This is a genomic window from Arthrobacter sp. PAMC25284, assembly GCF_019443425.1.
Classification (GTDB): Bacteria; Actinomycetota; Actinomycetes; order Actinomycetales; family Micrococcaceae; genus Arthrobacter; species Arthrobacter oryzae_A.
Map to the genome: position 1 here is coordinate 194500 of NZ_CP080382.1, position 17661 is coordinate 212160.

Below are 17661 nucleotides of genomic sequence, written 5' to 3' on the forward strand. Positions count from 1 at the left end.
ATGAATCCCGTGTTCACCAGCTCAACCCAGGATGTCGAGATGACCCATTACCCCAAGGCCTCCGCCGCACCATCCGGTGCAGGCGCCACCACCTCTGTTTCCAACACCTCTGGTGTGTCGGCTTCCGTGAAGTTCCCGGAAGTCGAAGAGCGGATCCTTAAGTACTGGGACGAAGACGGCACGTTCCAGGCCAGCATCGACCAGCGCGACGCCGACCTGCCCGGCGGCAAGCCCGGCAGCAACGAATTCGTTTTCTACGACGGCCCGCCGTTCGCCAACGGACTGCCGCACTACGGTCACCTCCTCACCGGCTACGCCAAGGACCTGGTCGGCCGGTACCAGACCCAGCGCGGCCGCCGCGTCGAGCGCCGCTTCGGCTGGGACACCCACGGACTGCCCGCCGAGCTGGAAGCCATGAAGCAGCTGGGCATGACGGACAAGACCCAGATCGAGGCCATGGGCATCGACAAGTTCAATGACGCCTGCCGCGCCTCCGTGATGAAGTATGCCGACGAGTGGAAGAGCTACGTCACCCGCCAGGCGCGCTGGGTGGACTTCGAGAACGACTACAAGACCCTCAACGTCGAGTACATGGAATCCGTGCTCTGGGCGTTCAAGCAACTGCACGAAAAAGGCCTGACGTACAACGGCTACCGAGTCCTGCCGTACTGCTGGAAGGACGAGACGCCGCTGTCCAACCATGAACTGCGCATGGACGACGACGTCTACAAGAACCGCCAGGATCAGACCGTTACCGTCACCTTCCCGATCACTGCGGGGGAGTCTGAGCTGTCCCGCACGCTGGCCGGTGTGCAGGCGCTGGCCTGGACCACGACGCCCTGGACCCTGCCCACCAACCTCGCGCTCGCCGTCGGACCCGCCATCACCTACGTCGTCCTGCCGGCAGGACCGCACGGCGTCAAGGCGGCTGCCGCGGAGGCACCCGTGACCGGCAGCTTCCTGCTCGCGGCGGACCTGCTGGGCGCCTACGCCAAGGATCTGGGCTACGGTGACGGCGCCGAGGGTGCCGCGGCCGCCGAAGCAGCCATCACGTCCCGGCACGCCGGCGCCGAGCTCGAAGGACTCTCCTACGATCCGCTCTGGAACGACTTCGCTGATACCGAGAAGTTCGGCACCGAGAACGCCTGGCGCTTCCTCGTGGCCGACTATGTCACCACGACCGACGGTACCGGCATCGTCCACCAGGCTCCCGCCTACGGTGAAGACGACCAGCAGGTCTGTGAAGAGGCCGGCATCCCCGTGGTCCTCTCCGTCGACGAGGGCGCGAAGTTCCTGCCACTGTTCGGGCACGGGGACCTCGCCGGGATCGTCGGACTGCAGGTGTTCGAGGCCAACAAGCCCATCACCCAGGTCCTGCGCGCCCAGGGCCGCCTGGTCCGCCAGGCCAGCTACGAGCACAGCTACCCGCACTGCTGGCGCTGCCGCAATCCCCTGATCTACCGCGCCGTGTCCTCCTGGTACGTCGAGGTCACCAAGTTCAAGGACCGGATGTCCGAGCTGAACCAGGAGATCAACTGGATCCCGGGCAACGTCAAGGACGGCCAGTTCGGCAAGTGGCTCGCCAACGCCCGCGACTGGTCCATCAGCCGCAACCGCTACTGGGGAAGCCCCATCCCGGTCTGGCAGTCCACGGACCCTGAGTACCCGCGCACCGACGTTTACGGCTCCCTCGCCGAGATCGAAGCCGAGTTCGGCCGGCTGCCGCTGAACAACGAGGGCCAGGTGGATCTGCACCGGCCCTTCATCGACGACCTCACCCGCCCCAACCCGGACGACCCCCGCACCCCGGAAGAAGGCCAGTCCGTGATGCGCCGTGTCGAGGACGTCCTGGACGTCTGGTTCGACTCCGGCTCGATGCCCTACGGCCAGGTTCACTACCCGTTCCAGAACGAGGAATGGTTCGACACCCACAACCCGGCGGACTTCATCGTCGAGTACATCGGCCAGACCCGCGGCTGGTTCTACATGCTGCACATCCTTTCCACCGCACTCTTCGACCGGCCGGCCTTCCGGAACGTCATCAGCCACGGCATCGTCCTCGGCTCCGACGGCCAGAAGATGTCCAAGAGCCTGCGGAACTACCCGGACGTCTCCGAGGTCCTGGACCGCGACGGCTCCGACGCGATGCGTTGGTTCCTGATGTCCAGCCCCATCCTGCGCGGCGGCAACCTCGTGGTCACTGAGCAGGGCATCCGCGACGGCGTCCGCCAGGTCATCCTGCCGCTGTGGAACGTCTACAGCTTCTTTACGCTGTACACGAACGCCGCCGGCGCATCCGGCGGACAAGCGGCCGGGTACGACGCGAAGCTGCGCTACGACGGCTACGCCGACACCCTGGACCAGTACCTCATGGCGAACACCGGCGACCTGGTCCGCAACATGACGGCCCAGCTGGACAGCTACGACATCTCCGGCGCTTGCGATGAACTGCGCGGCTACCTGGACATGCTCACCAACTGGTACGTCCGCCGCAGCCGCCAGCGCTTCTTCGACGAAAACACGGACGCTTTCGATGCGCTCTACACCGCACTGGAGACCGTATGCCGGGTGGCGGCGTCGCTGCTGCCGCTCGTCTCCGAAGAAATCTGGCGCGGCCTCACCGGCGGACGCTCCGTGCACCTGGCCGACTGGCCGGAGGCGGCGCTGTTCCCGGCCAACCCGGACCTGGTCGAAGCCATGGACCGGATCCAGCAGATCTGCTCCACCGGATCCTCACTCCGCAAGGCCGCCAACCTCCGGGTCCGGTTGCCGCTGCAGGAACTCACCGTCGTGGCGCCCGGCGCTGACGCACTTGCGGGCTTCGCCGCCGTCGTCGAGGACGAACTGAACCTGCGCTCCGTGCGCCTGCTCGACGCCGATAGCGCGTCCCCGGAGGAGTTCGGAATTGAGCAGAAGCTCGTGGTCAACGCCCGCGCCGCCGGCCCGCGGCTGGGCAAAAACGTCCAGCAGGCCATTAAGGGCGCCAAATCAGGCGACTGGTCGGTCAGCGACGCAGGTGTGGTGACCGCCGGCGGACTCGACCTCGAGCCGCAGGAGTACACCCTGGAAACGGTCGTCGCCGAAGCCGCGGACGGGGAAGGCTCACGGGCCGCTGCCGTCCTGCCCGGCGGCGGCTTCGTGGTGCTCAACACCGAAGTCACTCCGGAGCTTGAAGCCGAAGGCGCGGCCCGTGACATGGTCCGTGCCATCCAGCAGGCCCGCAAGGACGCCGGGCTGAACGTCAGCGACCGGATCCACACCACGGTCACCGCATCCCGGAACATCATCGATGCGCTGCTCGCCAACGCCGGGCTGGTCCAGGCCGAGACCCTGACCGTCCGGCTGGATACCGTTCCGGCCGAGGTCAAGGAACCGCAGATCACCGTCGACAAAGTAACCGCCGAAGTAGGGGCCTAAGCCATGACCGACGAATTTTCCGTAGAAAGCGTCTACGCCGAACTGCTGGGCCGCGCGCCGGAAAACAAGATGGAGCCGCGGCTGGCTCCGCTGCGCCGGGCGATGGACATTCTGGGGGAGCCGGAGAAGGCCTTCCCGATCATCCATATCACCGGCACCAACGGCAAGACGTCCACGGCCCGGATGATTGAGGCCGGGCTCCGCGCCCACGGCCTGAGCACCGGGCGGTACACGAGCCCGCACCTGTCCAAGGTCACCGAACGGATCAGCATCGACGGCGCGCCCGTCGCGGATGAGACGTTCGTCCGGATCTGGGACGAGATCCGCCCCTACCTGCAGATCGTCGACGGCGAGCTTGAAGCCGAGGGCCAGCCCCGGCTGACCTACTTCGAGTGCCTGACCATCCTGGCGTTCGCGGTCTTCGCGGACCAGCCGGTGAACGTCGGCGTTATGGAGGTGGGCCTGGGCGGCATCACCGATGCCACAAACGTCGGCGACGGCCAGGTCTCTGTCGTCACCCCCATCTCCCTGGACCACACGGAGCTGCTGGGCGACACCACGGAAGACATCGCGCACGAAAAGGCCGGCATCATCAAGCCCGGTGGCTTCCTCATCAGTGCCGCCCAGCCCATGGACGCGGCCCAGGTCCTGTTGGAGAAAGCGAACGAGGTCCAGGTCCCGTTCCGGTTCGAGGGCGTGGAGTTCGGCGTCGAGGCCCGGACCGTGGCCGTCGGCGGACAGATGGTCACCATCCAGGGCATCGCCGGCCGGTACGAGGACCTGTTGGTGCCGCTGCACGGCGCCCACCAGGCGGAAAACGCCGCCGTTGCGATTGCCGCGCTTGAGGCGTTCTTCGGCGGGGAAAAGGCGCTCGACGCCGAGGTGCTGCAGGAGGCCTTCGCCACCGTCACCTCGCCCGGCCGCCTCGAGGTGGTCCGGACGGCACCGACCATTATCGTTGATGCCGCCCACAACCCGGCCGGTATCCAGGTCTCCGCCGAGGCCATCCACGAGGCCTTCAACTTCACCAAGCTTGTGGCCGTTGTCGGCGTCCTCAAGGAAAAGGATGCCGAGGAAATCCTCCGCCAGCTCAAGGAATCCCTCGGCGACCTCGCCACGGAGTACTGCTTCACGCAGTCCAACTCGCCCCGGGCGGTTCCGGCCGAGGACCTCGCGGAACTCGCGGTCGACCTGGGCTTCGGCGAAGACAACATCCACATCGCCGAGAAACTCGACGACGCGCTGGAATGGGCTGTGGAGCGTGCCGAGGACAACGAGGACCTGGCCGGCGGAGTGCTCGTCACCGGATCCATCACCCTGGTCGCGGAAGCCCGGATCCTGCTTGGAAAGGCGGACGTCTGAGCCATGGCAAAACTGACGAAGGCCCAGCGCGAATGGCGCCCGGGTATGCCCAAGAAACGCCGATCCACCAAGGTTATGTTCGCCTCGACGGTCCTGCTGCTTGAAGCGTTCGTCGCGGTCTTCGGCACGCTCGCTGTCTTCGGGCTCCGGCGCGACGAGTTCTCCCCGGCACTGATCTTCTCGGTCGGGATTGGCTTGGCATTGGTGCTGGCTTTCACCTGCGCCGTGGTGACCAAGCCCTGGGGCATCGGCCTGGGCTGGATCCTGCAGCTTGTGCTGATCGCATCCGGCATCTTCGAACCCGCGATGTATCTGGTCGGTGCGCTCTTCGCGGTGGCCTGGTGGTACGGCATCAGGACCGGCATCCGGATTGACCGGGAGGCGGCCCAGCGCGACCGCGAACAGGCCGCGTGGGAGGCGGCGCATCCGGCCGGCAGCGAACCTGAACCCGGCGCCCGGAACCCGTAGACTTGTCCCCAATCCACCACCCCCACACATTGGAGCAGTTGTGAGCATTGAGCGCACCCTAGTCCTGATCAAGCCCGACGGCGTCACCCGCAACCTGACCGGCAGCATCCTGAGCCGGGTCGAAGCCAAGGGCTACACCCTGGCCGACCTCAAGAAGGTCAACGCTAGCCGCGAACTGCTGGAGCAGCACTACGAGGAGCACGTGGGCAAGCCGTTCTACGAGCCCCTGGTTGAATTTATGCTCAGCGGACCGGTCGTCGCAGCGATTTTTGAAGGTCACCGGGTCATCGAAGGCTTCCGTTCGCTCGCCGGCACAACCGACCCGACGACGGCGGCACCCGGCACCATCCGCGGCGACTTCGGCCGCGACTGGGGCCTGGCCGTGCAGCAGAACCTGGTCCACGGTTCTGACTCGGTGGATTCGGCCGAGCGCGAGATCAAGATCTGGTTCTAGTTTTCCCGATCCCGGCCCCGCCGAGGTGACAGTTAAGGCCAAAGTTCGTGGTGAACATTGGCCTTGGCTGTCACCTCGCGGTGTTTGACCGGTCAGTAGCCGGACGTCCCGACGAAGACGGGGAGGAAAGCGAAGAAGATGGTGGCGACCACTGCGATGTACAGCAGCGCCGTGATGATCCAACCCGACTCGCCGAGAATGCGGGTCGGCCGGGCGGGGAGCCTGATGACGCCGTGGGAGATGTTGCGGACGGTTATCCAGACAAAAAGCGGGATCATGGCCGCCCAGACAACCATGCAAAACGGGCACAGAATATGGATCGAGTACAGGGCCTGGGACCAGAGCCATACGACGAAGATGAAGCCCAGCGTCACGCCGGTCTGAAGCCCGAGCCAGTACCAGCGGGCAAAGCGGGCGCCGGCGAGAATACCCATAGCCGTCGTGATGATAACCGCGAAGGCCACAATTCCGATGAACATATTGGGAAAGCCGAAAACCGAACTCTGCGGCGTCTGCATCACGTCGCCGCAGGATATCCAAGGGTTCACGTCGCAGACGGTGACGTGGTTTGGGTCTTTCAGGACTTCCAGTTTCTCCAGCACCAGGCCCCCGGAGGCAAGCCAGCCGACGACGCCGGTGACCAGCAGGAGCCACGCGAACGGCCGGTCGCGGGTCATGGTGGGCAGGACACTGTCCGCAGGCGCCGGGGCCGGGGTGGATCCCGCGGTCCGTCGCTTCGCCTGCGGTCTTGGAGATGCTGTGCATTAAATATCGGTCCTTTAGATCGGGTACTTCTGGCCCTGATTGTAACGCCGGAGGCTGAAAGCCGACCGGGACGGGTCTATCCCATGCGCGGGCGCGGGGGTCCGCGCCGCTTCCAGCGCCCGCCTACGCCTGCAACGGCGGGTCCTGTGAGAGAATGGTCATGGCTGGAACCCGATCCACATCCGGATTCCGGTCCGGCGATTTTGTTGCCAAGACCGCCAATGATGAGCAGGGAGCTGCGGATCCTCTGATTCCAGCTGTCCCGCAATGCCATTGGACGGCACCTGGTAGTGACATTTAGGTCAACGGGTTCCACAACAATCTCGCCGGCCCTCCAGGGCTGCCGCACCCGTCTGACGGTGCGAACCTGAGGGTATCCAATTGACTTCTGTCGATGCCTGCGGGTGTTGGCAAATAATGGCCCCAACGGGCGCCGGATGTGGCGGCGCGCCAGGGGCAGGAGTGTCGCCACATATGGATAATGACCAGGTAGTAGCCGTTAACGACGATTCCATCGTTGTCGGAGAACATGCTGCAGAGACAGCGGAACCGGCAGCGACTGCCGCACCGAAACGGGCGGTCAGGACCCGCCGCAAGTCGGTCGTGACAAAGAGGACGGCAGACGCCCCCGTGGACGAGTCACCGGACGACACGGTGGCAGGTTCTGACGTGCAGGCCGACGCCCCGGCAGCCGGAACTGACGAACCGGCCCCCGCACTCAAAGCCAAGGCTCCCGCCCGCCGCTCCCGCGCCCGCAAGCCGGCAGCCGAGCCGTCGCCGGCCCCTGCAGACGACGCCGCGGAAACCCCGGAAGCCGCAGCAGCCTCCCAAAATTCCGAAAACCAGGACACGGAACCACGGACGCCGGTTGAGCCCGCTGTAGTTGAGCCCGCTGTAGTTGAGCCCGTTGTTGTTGAGCCCGACGCCGCCGTCGTTGCCGAAAAACCGGTCCGCCGCCGTGCCAGCCGGGCCCGGACCACCGTCCCCGCAGCGGCGGAAGCACCCGCCCCGGAAGCCCCCACCGCACCGGAAGCCCAGGAAGCGCCGGAAGCCCAGGAAGCGCCGGCAGCACAGAAGTCCGTCAACAGCGACACCCCGGACGCTGCCGGCCATCAGCCGGGAAGCACCGCCACCGCCGCAGCCGCGGCAGAACCAGCAGAACCGGCAGAACCCGCCGCGCCGTCGCTGTTCCTCGAACCGGCCGCCGTGACGTCGATGCTCTTCCAGGCCCCCGGACCTCAGCACGGCAGTCCGCCCGGCTCCGGCCGGCGCGGCGGAGTCCGCGGACGAGGAGTCCGGAGACGGTGAGGAAGGCACAGGCGACGACGACGCCGACAACCGCCGCCGCCGGCGCAGCCGCGGGCGCCGCGGGCGCACCCGCACCGACGGGGACAGCGGTAGTGAAACTGATGCCGAAGGTCCCGACGACGACACGGACGATGGACAGGAGGGAACGCTGGAGGACGGCGTGACCTCGCGCCGCCGCCGCCGCCGCCGCCGCGGCGACCAGGATCTCGAGTTGACCGGCGGGGGCGACGACGACCCGCCCAACACCGTGACCCGGGTCCGCGCCCCGCGGGCTGCCTCGGAGGCGCCGGTCAACAACCGTGTTACCGGGCTCAAGGGCTCCACCAGGCTTGAGGCCAAGAAGCAGCGCCGCCGCGAATCCCGCGACACCGGCCGCCGCCGTACCGTGATCACCGAGGCGGAATTCCTTGCCCGCCGCGAATCCGTTGACCGGCAGATGATTGTCCGCCAGCGCGACGACAGAATTCAGATCGGGGTGATGGAAGACGGCGTCCTGGCCGAACACTTCGTCTCCAAGACCCAGCAGGATTCGCTGATCGGCAACGTCTACCTCGGCAAAGTCCAAAACGTGCTGCCCTCGATGGAAGCTGCCTTCGTGGACATCGGACGCGGCCGCAACGCCGTCCTGTACGCCGGCGAGGTGAACTGGGAATCCGTTAACCTCGAAGGCAAGCAGCGCCGGATCGAGAACGCGCTGAAGTCCGGCGACTCCGTCCTGGTCCAGGTGACCAAGGACCCTGTCGGTCACAAGGGCGCCCGTCTGACGAGCCAGATCTCGCTGCCCGGCCGGTACCTCGTTTACGTGCCCGGCAGTTCCATGACCGGCATCTCCCGCAAGCTGCCCGACGTCGAGCGCAACCGGCTCAAGCGCATCCTCAAGGACCGCCTGCCGGAAGACGCCGGCGTCATCGTCCGCACCGCGGCCGAAGGTGCGTCCGAGGAAGAACTGACCCACGACATCAACCGCCTCCGCGCGCAGTGGGAGGGTATCGAAGGCCAGTCGGCATCGACGAAGATCCTCGCCCCTGAACTGCTCTACGGAGAACCGGACCTGACCATTAAGGTGGTCCGCGACGTCTTCAACGAGGACTTTACCAAGCTGATCGTCTCCGGCGAGGAAGCCTGGGACACCATTGAGGCTTATGTCACCTACGTCGCTCCGGACCTCGTCGGCCGGCTCGAAAAGTGGACCAAGGACACGGACATTTTCTCGGCGTGGCGCATCGACGAGCAGATCCATAAGGCTCTGGACCGGAAGGTCTTCCTGCCGTCCGGCGGATCCCTCGTGATCGACCGGACCGAGGCCATGACCGTGGTGGACGTCAACACCGGCAAGTTCACCGGCAGCGGCGGCAACCTCGAGGAAACCGTCACGAAGAACAACCTCGAAGCCGCCGAGGAGGTCGTCCGGCAGCTCCGTCTCCGCGACATCGGCGGCATCATCGTGATCGACTTCATCGACATGGTGCTGGAATCGAACCGGGACCTCGTGCTGCGGCGCATGGTGGAGTGCCTGGGCCGGGACCGCACCAAGCACCAGGTCGCCGAGGTGACCTCGCTCGGACTCGTGCAGATGACCCGCAAGCGCATGGGCACCGGACTGCTGGAAGTCTTCGGCGAGCAGTGTGAAGCGTGCGCCGGCCGCGGCATCGTCACCCACGACGAGCCGGTCGAGCACCGCCGCGCCAACACCGTCGCCGCCGAGCACTATGTGCCGCGGACCGAAAACCAGAACCAGCCGGCTGTCCGGACCGAACGCAAGAGCCGCCGTCGTGGACGCGGTGGCCAGGGGACCGCTGAGTCGGACCCGGCAGCGCCCGCCGCGCCGGCTGCAGCAGCGCACCCCGAACCGACGGAGGCGGAACGCCACGCCAAGGCGGAAGCCACCCGGGCGGCTCTGGCGAACATCGCCGCCGCGGCGCATGCCGCGCACCTGCACGACGACGAGATTGCGGCGGCGCACCACAACGACACCGGGTCAGATACCGGTGCGGAAGCAACGGGGCGGCTGGACGAAGACCAGGAGGCAGCGGGACGTACCGGGGCCGTCCTGACGTTCGGCGGCGAACAGGTGGTCCTGCCGTTCGTTGAGCATGATCAGGAATCCCAGGCTCCGGCCCTGACCCTGGACCTGCTCACTGAAGCGTTCGCGCACCTGGGCGAAGGCGAACAGGATGGCGCCGGGTCTGCATCGGCACCGGCAGCACTCCGGTCACCCGAGGTTTCGGCTCCGCGCGTTGGGACGGATTCCCCGGCCGGCGTCGCGGACGCAGGCGCGGACGACGCAGCGCCCCGCAGCCGGCGTGGCCGCCGCAACCGGAGCGCCAGCCGCGCCCAGGGGGCAGCCAACGAGACCACGGTTGAACACCGCGAAGTCTCCGCCCCGGTCTCCGCCGTCGCCGTCCACGAAGCCAAGGCCCCGGCTGCGGCTGCGGTGAAGGCTGCCGGTAACGAGCCGATCATCCTCGGCGTCGGAGTCCCGGCGTCCGAGTTGTAGGTCCTCAGCCAACCGGCCGCAGGTTCCGCCCGGTCCAGACGTAACAATACGTCGGGGCCGGACGGAACCCGCGGCCGGTTAAGGACAGGACCGCCGGGAGAGCTAGGCTGACACCTGACACGGGGTGCCGCGCATCGGGCCGGCTGAGATCCAAACCCGTTGAACCTGTCCGGTTAGCACCGGCGAAGGGATGTCCCTTTTGTCCTCATCATTTCTCGCGTACCAGCCACAGGCATCGTCGCCGGTCCGGATTCCCCGTGTGCTGACGATCGCCGGCTCGGACCCCTCCGGCGGAGCCGGGGTTCAAGCCGACCTGAAGAGCATCGCCGCGCACAGCGGCTACGGCATGGCTGCCATCACCGCCCTCACCGCGCAGAATACCCGGGGCGTGCGGGCCGTCCACATCCCGCCGGCGGACTTCCTCACCGCCCAGCTGGATGCGATCAGCGACGACATCCGCATCGACGCCGTCAAAATCGGCATGCTGGCAGACGCTGCGGTGATCGGGGCGGTCCACGCCTGGCTCGAACGGACCAACCCCGCCATCGTCGTGCTGGACCCGGTCATGGTGGCCACGAGTGGCGACCGGCTGCTGCAGGACACCGCAGAGGCCGCACTGCAGGCCCTGCTGCCCCTCGCCGACCTGATCACCCCAAACCTCGCTGAGCTGGCCATCCTCCTGAATGAACCGGTCGCCGCGGACTGGGCCGAGGCCCTGGCCCAGGGGAAGCGGCTGGCCGCACGGACTGAAACCACCGTCCTGGTCAAAGGCGGCCATCTGGCAGGCAGCGACGCCGGCAGTTGCCCGGACGCGCTCATCAACACCGGGGGAGTGCTCGGCCAGGAAACCATCGAGGTGCAGGGGGACCGCGTGGCTACACGCAACAGCCACGGTACCGGCTGCTCCCTCTCCTCGGCATTGGCCACCGTGCAGGTCCGGGTGGGTGACTGGGAGGCGGCGCTGCGCGAGGTGAAGCCATGGCTGCAGGGAGCTCTGCGGACAGCGGGCTCGCTCGACGTCGGCTCCGGCAACGGACCGGTCCACCATTTCCACCACCTGCAGCAGACACCGGTTGCCGGCGAATTCGCCGCGCACCTCCGGGCCGGAGCCACCGACGACCTCGAGGCCATCTACGGCCTCGACTTCATCCGGGGACTGAGCGACGGAACCCTGCCCGAGAAAGAGTTCGCCTATTACCTCGCCCAGGACGCCATCTACCTGAACGGCTACTCCCGTGTCCTGGCCAGGGTCTCCGCCCTGGCGCCCACGGAAGCCGAACAGCTGTTCTGGGCACGTTCCTCGCAGCAGTGCCTGGAAGTCGAATCCGAGCTGCACCGGACCTGGCTCAGTACCCGGCCGACGGCGTCGGCGCCGGGACCGGTGACCAAGTCCTACGTGGACCATCTGCTGGCTGCCTCGGTTACGGGCAGTTACGGGGTGCTGGTCGCCGCAGTCCTGCCGTGCTTCTGGCTCTACGCCGAAGTCGGCGCCACCTTGCATGCCCGGTTCCTCGACGCCGGGGCGCCGGCGGGCCACCCCTACGCGGACTGGCTGCGTACCTACGCCGATGAGGAATTTGCCGCCTCGACCCGGCAGGCCATCGCCTACGCCGACACGGCCGCGCAGTACGCCTCCCGCACGGAGCGGGACGCGATGACGCGGGCCTTCGCTGAGTCCTCCCGCTATGAGCTGGAATTCTTCGACGCGCCGAGAACCCACGGCTGAACCACAAGTGCCCGTGCAGCCGGTAGGATGGACGGGCACGGTTCGGGAAGTCGCCGCGGCACCACCCTGCGGAAGCAGTGTGGCGCTTACCACGTACTTCCATCCCGAACCAGCCTCATTTGCGGCCGAAGGCAAAATTAGCGTATTCTGGATCTTCGGTGCTTACGCCAACACTTGGGTTATGACCCTGAGAATGATTCATTCGCCACGCGAGTGTGATTATTCCGGGGATAGCTCATGGGTTCCCCCGGGGAATCCACCGGCGTTGAGGCACAGCGTGAGCCAGGCCAATTTCCTTGGACCGGGGTTCCGCACGCAAATCTAGTAATAAACGTCGAGAGAAGTGAGTTCCCCAGTGGTGTACGCGATTGTCCGCGCAGGCGGCCGCCAAGAGAAGGTTTCCGTTGGAGACTTCGTTACCCTGAACCGCGTCCCCGGTGGAGCCGGCAGCACATTTGAGCTGCCCGCACTGCTTTTGGTTGACGGCGACAAGGTCACGTCCGCTGCCGCGGACCTGGCCAAGGTAACGGTTACGGCTGAGATCCTTGAGGACCTCCGTGGTCCGAAGATTGTGATCCAGAAGTTCAAGAACAAGACCGGCTACAAGAAGCGCCAGGGTCACCGTCAGGAATTGACCAAGGTCAAGATCACCGGTATCAAGTAACCAACCGTTACTGTTCAGGTTTTCAGCAGATTCCCCAGAATTTAAAGGCAGGCATTTCAAATGGCACATAAAAAAGGCGCGAGTTCCACTCGCAACGGTCGTGACTCCAACGCCCAGTACCTCGGCGTCAAGCGCTTCGGCGGTCAGGTAGTCTCCGCAGGCGAGATCATCGTCCGCCAGCGCGGCACCCACTTCCACCCCGGTGCAGGCGTTGGCCGCGGCGGGGATGACACCCTGTTCGCACTGACCCCCGGCGCTGTCGAGTTCGGCACCCGCCGCGGCCGCCGCGTTGTCAACATCGTGGCTGCAGCAGCGGCAGAGTAGTACATAGTTTTCAAATCGGTGGGGCGGGCCATTAGGTCCGCTCCACCGGTGTTTTAACCGCATTAGAATCATCTTGGGCCTCGTGTGGGTCCGGGGAACAGCACTGAGGAGATCCACGTGGCGAGCTTTGTAGACCGGGTAGTACTGCACGTATCCGGCGGTACCGGCGGCCACGGCTGTGTTTCCGTCCACCGCGAGAAGTTCAAGCCGCTCGGCGGACCCGATGGCGGCAACGGCGGTAACGGCGGCGACGTCATCCTCCGTGTCGACCCGCAAACCACCACCCTGCTCGACTACCACCACGCCCCGCACCGGCACGCCACCAACGGCGGCCCCGGAATGGGCGACTGGCGCGGCGGTAAGAACGGCGAAACCCTGATCCTGCCCGTGCCCGTCGGAACCGTGGTCAAGACCAAGGCCGGGGAGGTCCTCGCCGACCTCGTCACTGAAGGCGCTGAATACATCGCCTCAGCCGGAGGCATCGGCGGACTCGGCAACGCCTCGCTGTCGTCGCAAAAGCGCCGTGCCCCCGGCTTCGCACTGCTCGGCATCGAAGGCGAATCCAGTGACATTGTCCTGGAACTGAAATCCATCGCGGACATCGCACTGGTGGGTTTCCCCTCTGCCGGCAAGTCGAGCCTGATCGCCGCCATGTCGGCCGCGCGGCCCAAAATCGCCGATTACCCTTTCACGACGCTGATCCCGAACCTGGGCGTCGTCCAGGCCGGTGACGTCCGCTTCACCATTGCCGATGTTCCGGGCCTGATCGAGGGCGCCAGCGAAGGCAAGGGCCTCGGCCACCACTTCCTGCGCCACGTCGAGCGCTGTGCTGCGCTCGTCCACGTGCTGGACTGTGGAACGCTGGAATCCGACCGCGACCCGCTCTCCGACCTGGCCATCATTGAATCGGAACTGGAAAAGTACGCGGTCGACATGAGCTTCAGCGGCGTCGACGGTGATGTGGTCCCCCTGAACCACCGCCCCCGGCTTGTGGCGCTGAACAAAGTGGACCTGCCGGACGGCAAGGACATGGCCGAATTTGTCCGGCCGGACCTGGAGTCCCGCGGCTACAAAGTCTTTGAAATCTCCGCCACGAGCCACGAAGGCCTTCGCCAGCTCGGCTTCGCCATGGGTGAAATCGTGCAGGCGGCCCGCGACGCCGTCGCTGCCGCGCCGCCCAAGGTGCAGGCCCCGATCCTGAAGCCGCGCGCCGTCAACGAGTCCGGTTTCAAAATCCGCCGTGAAGAGAAAAACCTGGAACCGCTGTTCCGTGTCCTCGGTGACAAGCCCGTGCGCTGGGTCAAGCAGACGGACTTCACCAACGAGGAAGCCATCGGCTACCTCGCCGACCGGCTCGCGAAGCTGGGCGTTGAAAACGAGCTCTTCAAACAGGGCGCCAAGCCGGGTGACACTGTGGTGATCGGCGAGGACGATGGCGTGGTCTTCGACTGGGAGCCGACCATGATGGCCGGCGCTGAACTACTGGCCGCCCCGCGCGGTACCGACGTGCGCTTCGCCGACATCGGAGACCGTCCCACCCGTGGCCAGAAGCGCGACGAACAGCAGGAACGCCGCGACGCAAAGGCCGCAGCCCGTGCGGAACTCGAGGCCGAACGCAAAGCCGGCATCTGGACCGAATCCGTCAGCAGCCGCCGCGTTGCAAAGCCGCTCAAGGAGAGCGCGCTGGACACCGAGCTTGAGGAGTGACCCTTAACACGTGACCGATAATTCCGCAGTTGTCATTGAGGAACCCAAAACCAACGACCGCCGGATGCTCGCCCGGGCACGCCGGATTGTGGTCAAGGTCGGATCGTCATCCCTCACCAGTATCAAGGGCGGCATTTCCGAAGAAGCGCTGATCGAACTGTCGAACGCGCTCTCGGCCAAAAGCAACAGCGGCACCGAAATTATCCTGGTCTCCTCAGGCGCCATCTCCGCGGGACTGGCGCCGCTGGGTCTGACGAAACGTCCCCGCGACCTCGCCACCCAGCAGGCCGCCGCCAGCGTGGGCCAGGGATTGCTGATGGCACGCTACACGCACGCCTTCGGCGCCCACGGAGTGACCGTGAGCCAGGTGCTCCTGACCGCCGACGACCTCATGCGGCGCAGCCACCACATGAATGCATTCCGGGCGCTGAACCGCCTGCTGAATCTTGGCGTTGTGCCGGTCGTCAACGAGAATGACACGGTCGCCACGCACAAGATCCGCTTCGGCGACAATGACCGACTGTCCGCCCTCGTTGCCCATCTCGTGCGGGCAGACGCGCTCCTGCTGCTGTCCGACGTCGATGCACTCTACGACGGGCCGCCGGCCCTCGGCGCCAAGCGGATTCCGCAGGTCGATGGCCCCGACGACCTCGAGGGCGTGACCATTGGGGCTCCCGGCAAGGCGGGGGTCGGAACCGGCGGAATGCAGACCAAGGTCGAAGCCGCGACGATGGCCGCAGACTCCGGCATCCCGGCGCTGGTCACCTCAACCGCAAATGCCGCTGCCGCACTGGCCGGCGAGGACGTCGGTACCTGGTTCACTGTCAATGGCGGACGCAAATCCGTGCGGATGATGTGGCTGGCCCACCTCGCCCATGTGCAGGGCCGGCTGATTCTCGATGACGGAGCCGTAACTGCTGTGCGGGACCACCACACCTCCCTGCTTCCGGCAGGCGTCACGGCTTTGGAGGGCACCTTCGAATCGGGCGACGCCGTAGAGATGGTGGCGTTGGACGGAACAGTGATTGCGCGCGGCCTGGTCAATTATTCTTCCGACGAACTCCCGCAAATGCTTGGTCGCTCGACCGTGGAACTCGGGGAGTCCCTCGGGCGTGGATTCGACCGTGAAGTCATTCACGTTGATGACCTGGTTCTGATCTAGCCGGTACCCTCGCCTAGACTTGAATGATGACTGAGGCACTGATTCACCAAACCGCAGAGAACTCCAACGACTCCACGACGGTAACTCCCGTGCCGGCAACTGCCCAGCTTTCACCGGCTGATGTGGAAGCCGCCGTCTTTGCGATCGCGGACCGTTCCCGTAGCGCCGCCCGGAAGATGGCACATGCCAACCGGGCCTGGAAAGACCGGGGCCTGCGCGCTATCGGCACCGCGCTGCTGGAACGTAAGGACCACATCCTGGCGGCCAACGCCAAGGACGTGGCAGCAGGCCGGGCCAACGGCACCACCGCCGCGATGCTGGACCGCTTGACCCTCACCGAAGCCCGCATCGATGCCCTGGTGAAGGCTTTGGAGAACCTCGCCACCCTGCCGGATCCGGTGGGTAATGTGGTCCGCGGCCAGACGCTTCCCAACGGTCTCCGGCTGCGTCAGATCAACGTGCCGATGGGTGTCGTGGCGGCGATCTACGAGGCCCGGCCCAACGTGACGGTCGACATTGCCGGACTGGCACTGAAGAGCGGCAACGCCGTAATCCTGCGCGGCGGATCGGCCGCCGCCGCGACCAACGCGGCCCTCGTCATCATCCTCCGCGATGCGCTGGAGACGGTGGGGCTGCCCGCCGACGCCGTCCAGACCGTGGACGAATTCGGACGTGACGGGGCGAACGCACTGATGCGCGCCCGCGGACGGGTGGACGTACTGATACCGCGCGGCGGCCGTGATCTGATCCAAAGCGTCGTCACCAACTCCTCGGTACCGGTCATCGAGACCGGCGAAGGCAACGTCCACATCTTCCTCGACTCTTCAGCCGACGAAGAGATGGCCGTGGACATCTTGTTGAACGCCAAGACCCAGCGTCCGAGCGTCTGCAACACCGTCGAAACGCTGCTGGTGCACTCCGGATCCACTGTGCTGCCCGCAGTCGCCAAGGCCCTCCGCGCCGCCGGCGTCACCCTGCACGTGGACGACCGGATCCGTGCGGCCCTCCCCGCCGGCGTCGAAACTGTGGCAGCCACCGAGGAGGACTGGGCAACCGAATACATGGACCTGGACCTCGCCGTGGCCATGGTGGACAGCCTGGACGACGCCGTGGACCACATCCGGACGTGGTCCACCGGGCATACCGAGGCCATCCTAACCAACGACCTGGCCAACGCGGAGCGGTTCATCGCCGACGTCGATTCGGCTGCGGTCATTGTCAACGCCTCGACCCGCTTCACCGACGGCGGGGAACTCGGACTCGGGGCTGAGGTCGGAATTTCCACCCAGAAGCTGCACGCCCGGGGGCCCGATGGGCCTGACTGAGCTGACCACTACCAAGTGGATCGTGCAGGGCGAAGGCCAAACGAGGGGCTAGCAACGCTGTAACATGGAACGGTAGACCGGAACGGCGGGCTCGTTCGCCGTCGGTATTTCTTGCATTCGGTCGCTCTTCAATGGGCACCTTTGAACTTCAGTACTTAATTAGAACCAGTCACTTCTTGAACTCACTAGGGGAGAACATGCTGTCGCAGCAGATCGCCACATTCGTCGCCGCCGCCGGCGAAGCGGCCCACGAGGAACTCGCACCACTCTGGGCGGAGCCGTGGGTTTTTGGCGTGGTGATGTTCGTGATCCTGCTGGTCCTGATGTTTATCACGCTGTCCTACTCGAACCTGGGCCTGCGCCACGAAATCGTTGAGGAGCACGCGGATCCGCACCGCCAGCACCCGAACAAGCATGACCACGGCCAGGGCCACTAATATTCCCGCCACCATGAAGCAGCGTGGCGATGGTCGCCGTGTTCG

10 protein-coding genes, 3 pseudogenes and 1 riboswitch are annotated in these 17661 nt (G+C 65.9%); of the genes and pseudogenes, 12 read left to right on the forward strand and 1 reads right to left on the reverse strand.

What is annotated here, in order from left to right; all coding sequences use genetic code 11:
- Nucleotides 1-39 precede the first annotated feature (39 nt).
- From ileS to ndk, 4 genes are read left to right on the forward strand one after another with little or no spacing between them, the layout of a single operon-like run.
- A complete protein-coding gene (ileS, locus tag KY499_RS00935; RefSeq protein WP_219886038.1) occupies nucleotides 40-3417 on the forward strand; it encodes an isoleucine--tRNA ligase in 3378 nt (1125 codons plus the stop codon).
- A 3-nt stretch (nucleotides 3418-3420) separates the two neighbouring features.
- Nucleotides 3421-4779: a folylpolyglutamate synthase/dihydrofolate synthase family protein gene (locus KY499_RS00940; protein ID WP_123255686.1), complete on the forward strand. Its 1359-nt coding sequence runs from the start codon at nucleotides 3421-3423 to the stop codon at nucleotides 4777-4779.
- A 3-nt stretch (nucleotides 4780-4782) separates the two neighbouring features.
- Nucleotides 4783-5247, forward strand: coding sequence for a DUF4233 domain-containing protein (locus tag KY499_RS00945; protein WP_219886039.1), 465 nt, complete (start codon nucleotides 4783-4785; stop codon nucleotides 5245-5247).
- A gap of 40 nt (nucleotides 5248-5287) precedes the next feature.
- The gene (gene ndk, locus KY499_RS00950; RefSeq protein ID WP_123255688.1) at nucleotides 5288-5701 is read left to right on the forward strand and encodes a nucleoside-diphosphate kinase; all 414 of its coding nucleotides are present in this window, start codon (nucleotides 5288-5290) and stop codon (nucleotides 5699-5701) included.
- 92 nt (nucleotides 5702-5793) lie between these two features.
- Here the strand turns inward: ndk and KY499_RS00955 are convergent.
- Nucleotides 5794-6387, reverse strand: a pseudogene (locus KY499_RS00955) (vitamin K epoxide reductase family protein); the annotation flags it as partial.
- Between the two features lie 553 nt (nucleotides 6388-6940).
- On the opposite strand from KY499_RS00955, the pseudogene KY499_RS00960 reads away from it, so the two are divergent.
- The 8 genes and pseudogenes from KY499_RS00960 (at nucleotide 6941) to KY499_RS00995 (ending at nucleotide 17616) form a co-directional block, all read left to right on the forward strand.
- Nucleotides 6941-10271: pseudogene (locus tag KY499_RS00960) on the forward strand (Rne/Rng family ribonuclease).
- Nucleotides 10272-10381: 110 nt separating this feature from the next.
- Nucleotides 10382-10479: riboswitch (TPP riboswitch) on the forward strand.
- Entirely contained in the window at nucleotides 10462-11997 is a 1536-nt protein-coding gene (locus KY499_RS00965; protein ID WP_219886041.1) for a bifunctional hydroxymethylpyrimidine kinase/phosphomethylpyrimidine kinase, read from the forward strand. Its footprint overlaps the riboswitch before it by 18 nt.
- Nucleotides 11998-12352: 355 nt before the next feature.
- Nucleotides 12353-12661, forward strand: a complete 309-nt coding sequence (gene rplU, locus KY499_RS00970) for a 50S ribosomal protein L21 (protein WP_018773353.1) — start codon at nucleotides 12353-12355, stop codon at nucleotides 12659-12661.
- Between the two features lie 60 nt (nucleotides 12662-12721).
- Nucleotides 12722-12985, forward strand: coding sequence for a 50S ribosomal protein L27 (gene rpmA / locus KY499_RS00975; RefSeq protein ID WP_009372867.1), 264 nt, complete (start codon nucleotides 12722-12724; stop codon nucleotides 12983-12985).
- Nucleotides 12986-13102: 117 nt separating this feature from the next.
- On the forward strand, nucleotides 13103-14692 hold the full coding sequence (gene obgE, locus KY499_RS00980; protein ID WP_123255724.1) for a GTPase ObgE: 1590 nt from the start codon (nucleotides 13103-13105) through the stop codon (nucleotides 14690-14692).
- 64 nt (nucleotides 14693-14756) lie between these two features.
- Nucleotides 14757-15854 (forward strand): glutamate 5-kinase, encoded by a 1098-nt coding sequence (gene proB / locus KY499_RS00985; RefSeq protein ID WP_123255725.1) that lies wholly within the window; start codon nucleotides 14757-14759, stop codon nucleotides 15852-15854.
- 26 nt (nucleotides 15855-15880) lie between these two features.
- Nucleotides 15881-17231: pseudogene (locus tag KY499_RS00990) on the forward strand (glutamate-5-semialdehyde dehydrogenase).
- A gap of 145 nt (nucleotides 17232-17376) precedes the next feature.
- The gene (locus tag KY499_RS00995; protein WP_123255692.1) at nucleotides 17377-17616 is read left to right on the forward strand and encodes a hypothetical protein; all 240 of its coding nucleotides are present in this window, start codon (nucleotides 17377-17379) and stop codon (nucleotides 17614-17616) included.
- Nucleotides 17617-17661 lie beyond the last annotated feature (45 nt).

Coding starts and splice junctions, on each gene's coding strand:
- KY499_RS00965 (WP_219886041.1), top strand. CDS start 10,462: ATGTCCCTTTTGTCCTCATCATTTCTCGCGTACCAGCCACAGGCATCG.
- KY499_RS00945 (WP_219886039.1), top strand. CDS start 4,783: ATGGCAAAACTGACGAAGGCCCAGCGCGAATGGCGCCCGGGTATGCCC.
- KY499_RS00995 (WP_123255692.1), top strand. CDS start 17,377: ATGCTGTCGCAGCAGATCGCCACATTCGTCGCCGCCGCCGGCGAAGCG.
- proB (WP_123255725.1), top strand. CDS start 14,757: ATGCTCGCCCGGGCACGCCGGATTGTGGTCAAGGTCGGATCGTCATCC.
- rpmA (WP_009372867.1), top strand. CDS start 12,722: ATGGCACATAAAAAAGGCGCGAGTTCCACTCGCAACGGTCGTGACTCC.
- KY499_RS00940 (WP_123255686.1), top strand. CDS start 3,421: ATGACCGACGAATTTTCCGTAGAAAGCGTCTACGCCGAACTGCTGGGC.
- ileS (WP_219886038.1), top strand. CDS start 40: ATGACCCATTACCCCAAGGCCTCCGCCGCACCATCCGGTGCAGGCGCC.